General features: G+C 70.7%; 4 protein-coding genes. 3 read left to right on the top strand and 1 reads right to left on the bottom strand.

Going from position 1 to position 3,519, the window contains the following annotated elements:
* From ABDW35_RS34145 to ABDW35_RS34135, 3 genes are all read left to right on the top strand, one after another.
* Positions 1–697 (top strand): amino acid ABC transporter ATP-binding protein (locus ABDW35_RS34145; protein WP_343718300.1); only part of this gene is annotated, 697 nt, incomplete at its 5' end.
* Between the two features lie 96 nt (positions 698–793).
* Positions 794–1,744: an ABC transporter substrate-binding protein gene (locus tag ABDW35_RS34140; RefSeq protein ID WP_343718299.1), complete on the top strand. Its 951-nt coding sequence runs from the start codon at positions 794–796 to the stop codon at positions 1,742–1,744.
* A 60-nt stretch (positions 1,745–1,804) separates the two neighbouring features.
* A complete protein-coding gene (locus ABDW35_RS34135) occupies positions 1,805–2,317 on the top strand; it encodes a GNAT family N-acetyltransferase (protein WP_343718298.1) in 513 nt (170 codons plus the stop codon).
* A gap of 46 nt (positions 2,318–2,363) precedes the next feature.
* On the opposite strand, the gene ABDW35_RS34130 is transcribed toward ABDW35_RS34135, so the two are convergent.
* Positions 2,364–3,515 carry a M20 aminoacylase family protein gene (locus ABDW35_RS34130; RefSeq protein WP_343718301.1) on the bottom strand — a complete coding sequence of 384 codons (1,152 nt, stop codon included), beginning with the start codon at positions 3,513–3,515 and terminating at the stop codon, positions 2,364–2,366.
* Positions 3,516–3,519 lie beyond the last annotated feature (4 nt).

Here is a 3,519-nt window from a genome sequence, read left to right as displayed (position 1 = left end):
GGTCAGCCTGACCATCCCGTCCGGCGACGTCACCGTGATCCTCGGCCCCTCCGGCTCCGGCAAGTCGACGCTGCTGCGCAGCATCAACCATCTGGAGAAGGTCGATGCCGGCTTCATCACCGTCGATGGCGCCCTGCTGGGCTATCGCGAGCGCGGCGACACCCTCTACGAGCTCAAGGAAGCCGAGATCCTGAAGCGCCGGGCCGATGTCGGCATGGTGTTCCAGACCTTCAACCTGTTCCCGCATCTGACGGTGCTGGAGAACGTGATCGAGGCGCCCGTGGCGCTGCGCCGGCGGTCGAAGGCCGAGGCGACGGAGGAGGCGCTGGCGCTGCTGGCCCGGGTCGGCCTCAGCGACAAGGCGCAGGCCTATCCGCGCCAGCTGTCCGGCGGCCAGCAGCAGCGCGTCGCCATTGCCCGCGCCCTGGCGCTGAAACCCAAGGTGCTGCTGTTCGACGAGCCGACCTCCGCCCTCGACCCCGAGCTGGTGGGCGAGGTGCTGGACGTGATCCGCACCCTGGCCCGGTCCGGCACCACGCTGGTGATCGTGACCCATGAGATCGGTTTCGCCCGCGAGGTCGCCGACAGCGTCGTGTTCATGGATGGCGGCCGGATCCTGGAGCAGGGCCCGCCCGACCAGGTCTTCACCGCGCCGCGCCATCCCAGGACCGCCGAGTTCCTGGCCAAGGTCCTCTAGCCCCCTTCCCGGCCGACCGCCGGGCACCCCACGCCGCCGCTGCACACCGGCCCTCCCATGGCCGATCCCACCAGACCAGAGATCAGGAGCCCCATCATGTCCATCCGCCGGACCACGGCAGCCGCGGCCATCGGCATCGCCGCCCTTCTCGCCGCCCCCCTTTTCACCACGACGGCCCAGGCGCAGAGCGGCAAGGCCTTCGATCTGAGCCCGGAGCAGGCCGGACGGCCCCACACCGAGAAGGTCGCCGCGGCGGTCGCCGCCGTTTCGCCCGGCTTCAAATTCGTCAAGGACGGGGTGTTCACCGTCGGCGTCAGCGTCGGCGACCCGCCGCTGAACACCTATGGCTCCGACGCCAAGACCGTGGTCGGCACCGATGCCGACATCGCGTCGCTGGTGGCGGAATCGCTCGGCCGGAAGGTGGAGTTCGTGCCGGTGGCCTGGGCCGACTGGCCGCTCGGCTTGGTCTCCGGCCGCTTCGACGCCGTGATCAGCAACGTCACGGTGACCGAGGAGCGCAAGGAGCGCTTCGACTTCTCCTCCTACCGCCAGGACGTGCTCGGCGCCTATGTCGCCGTGAACAGCCCGATCAAATCGATCAAGGAGCCCAAGGACATCGCCGGCCTCAAGGTCATCGTCGGCGCCGGCACCAACCAGGAGAAGATCGTGGTCGAGTGGGATCGGCAGAACGTGGCGGCCGGGCTGACGCCGGCGGAGTTCCTCTATTTCGACGACAACGGCGCGTCCCAATTGGCGCTGACCTCCGGCCGCGCGGATGTGGAGATCAACCCGAACTCCCGCCTGGCCTATGCCGCGGCGGTCAGCGGCAAGACCCGTGCCGTCGGCGTCATCAATGGCGGCTGGCCGCTGACGGCGGAGATCGCGATCACCACGCGCAAGGGCAGCGGCCTGGCCGACGCCCTGACGCTCGCGATCAACACGCTGATCCGGAACGGCAAGTACCGCGAGGCGCTGGCCCGCTGGAACCTGACCGACGAGGCCGTCGAGCAGTCGCGCACCAACCCGCCCGGCCTGCCCAAAGTCTGAGCCCGACCCTGCGGCCGCGACCGTCGCGGCCGCCCTTCCCCGTCCCGAACAGGCAATGCGATGACCGACCAATTCCTCTACACCACGCCGCTGGCCCCGCAGGCGCAGCCGCTGATCCAGGCTCTGACCTGGGAATACGAGACGCGCTACGGCGACTATTGGGGCGCGGGCGACGGGGTCAAGGAGATGGAGCGCTACCCGGCCGAGCTGTTCGCCCCGCCGGACGGCGCCTTCCTGCTGCTGCTGCGCGACGGCGCCGCCATCGCCGGCGGCGCCTTCAAGCGCTATGACGAGCAGACGGCGGAGATGAAGCGGGTCTGGACCCATGTCGACCTGCGCCGCCAGGGCCTGGCCCGCCGGGTGCTGCTGGAGCTGGAGGCCCAGGCGGCGCGGCAGGGCTACAGCCGGATCTACCTGACCACCGGCTTCCGCCAGCCGGAGGCCGCCGGCCTCTATCTCCGCTCCGGCTACACCGCCCTGTTCGACACCGAGATCGACCCGGAAATCCACGGCAAGCTGCCTTTCGAGAAGGACATCAGCCACCTGCTGCCGGCGGTCCTGAAGACGGCGTGACCTCATGAGTCCCCCTCCCCTCGCGGGAGGGGGACTCGGCGCCCCTTCAGGCCACCAGATACCGCTCCGCCAGCGCCACCCAGTAGCGGGCGGCGACGGGCAGGATCTCGTCGTTGAAGTTGTAGTGCGGGCTGTGCAGGGCGGCGCTGTCGCCATTGCCGAGATAGAGATAGCTGCCCGGCCGCTCCTCCAGCATGTAGGCGAAGTCCTCGCTGGCGGTGATCGGCGGGAACTCCGTCTCGATCCGGTCCGGGCCGAACTGCTCCGCCGCCACCTGGCGCGCGAACTCGGTCTCGGCCGCGTGGTTCACCAGCACCGGATAGCCGCGCAGATACTCGATCTCGGCCGCGGCGCCGTAGCTCTCGGCCTGCGCCTTGGCCAAAGCGGTGATGCGCGCCTCGATCCGGTCCCGCACCTCCGGACGGAAGGTGCGGACCGTCAGCTGCAGCTCGACCGCGTCGGGGATCACATTGGCCGCCTTGCCGCCATGGATGGCGCCGACCGTCACCACCGCGGCGTCGAGCGGGCTGACATTGCGCGCCACCACGCTCTGCAGCGCCATCACCAGCGAGGCCGAGGCCACCACCGGATCGACGGCCTGCTGCGGCACGGCGCCGTGTCCCCCCTTCCCGACCACGCGGATCGTCACCCGGTCGGCCGCCGCCATCGCCGGCCCGGAGATGAATCCGAAGCGCCCCGCCGGCACGCCGGGCCAGTTGTGCAGCCCGTAGACGGCGTCGCAGGGGAAACGCTCGAACAGCCCGTCCTCGATCATCCGGCGGGCGCCGGCGCCGCCCTCCTCAGCCGGCTGGAAGATCAGGTGCAGCGTGCCGGAGAAGCCGCGCCGCTCGGCCAGCACGCGGGCCGCCGTCAGCAGGCTGGCGGTGTGGCCGTCATGGCCGCAGGCATGCATCACCCCGGCGGTGCCGCTGGCATAGGGCAGGTTCGTGGCCTCGACGATCGGCAGTGCGTCCATGTCGGCGCGGATGCCGACCCGGCGCGGGCCATCGCCCAGCGCCAGCGTGCCGACCACGCCGGTGCCGCCGAGGCCGCGATGGACCTCGTAGCCCCAGGATGACAGCGCCTCAGCCACCAGGTCGCCGGTGCGCCGCTCGCGATAGGCCAGCTCCGGGTGGCGGTGCAGGTCGCGGCGCAGCGCCACCATCGCCTCGCGATGGGCCTCGACGCCGGCCTCGATCTCG

This window comes from Inquilinus sp., from assembly GCF_039594555.1.
Taxonomy (GTDB): Bacteria; Pseudomonadota; Alphaproteobacteria; order DSM-16000; family Inquilinaceae; genus Inquilinus.
This window is presented reverse-complemented; position numbering and strand designations above follow the sequence as displayed.

What these genes read in the sequence shown, in the direction of transcription:
- ABDW35_RS34135 (WP_343718298.1), top strand. Translation starts at nt 1,805, where the DNA reads ATGACCGACCAATTCCTCTACACCACGCCGCTGGCCCCGCAGGCGCAG.
- ABDW35_RS34140 (WP_343718299.1), top strand. Translation starts at nt 794, where the DNA reads ATGTCCATCCGCCGGACCACGGCAGCCGCGGCCATCGGCATCGCCGCC.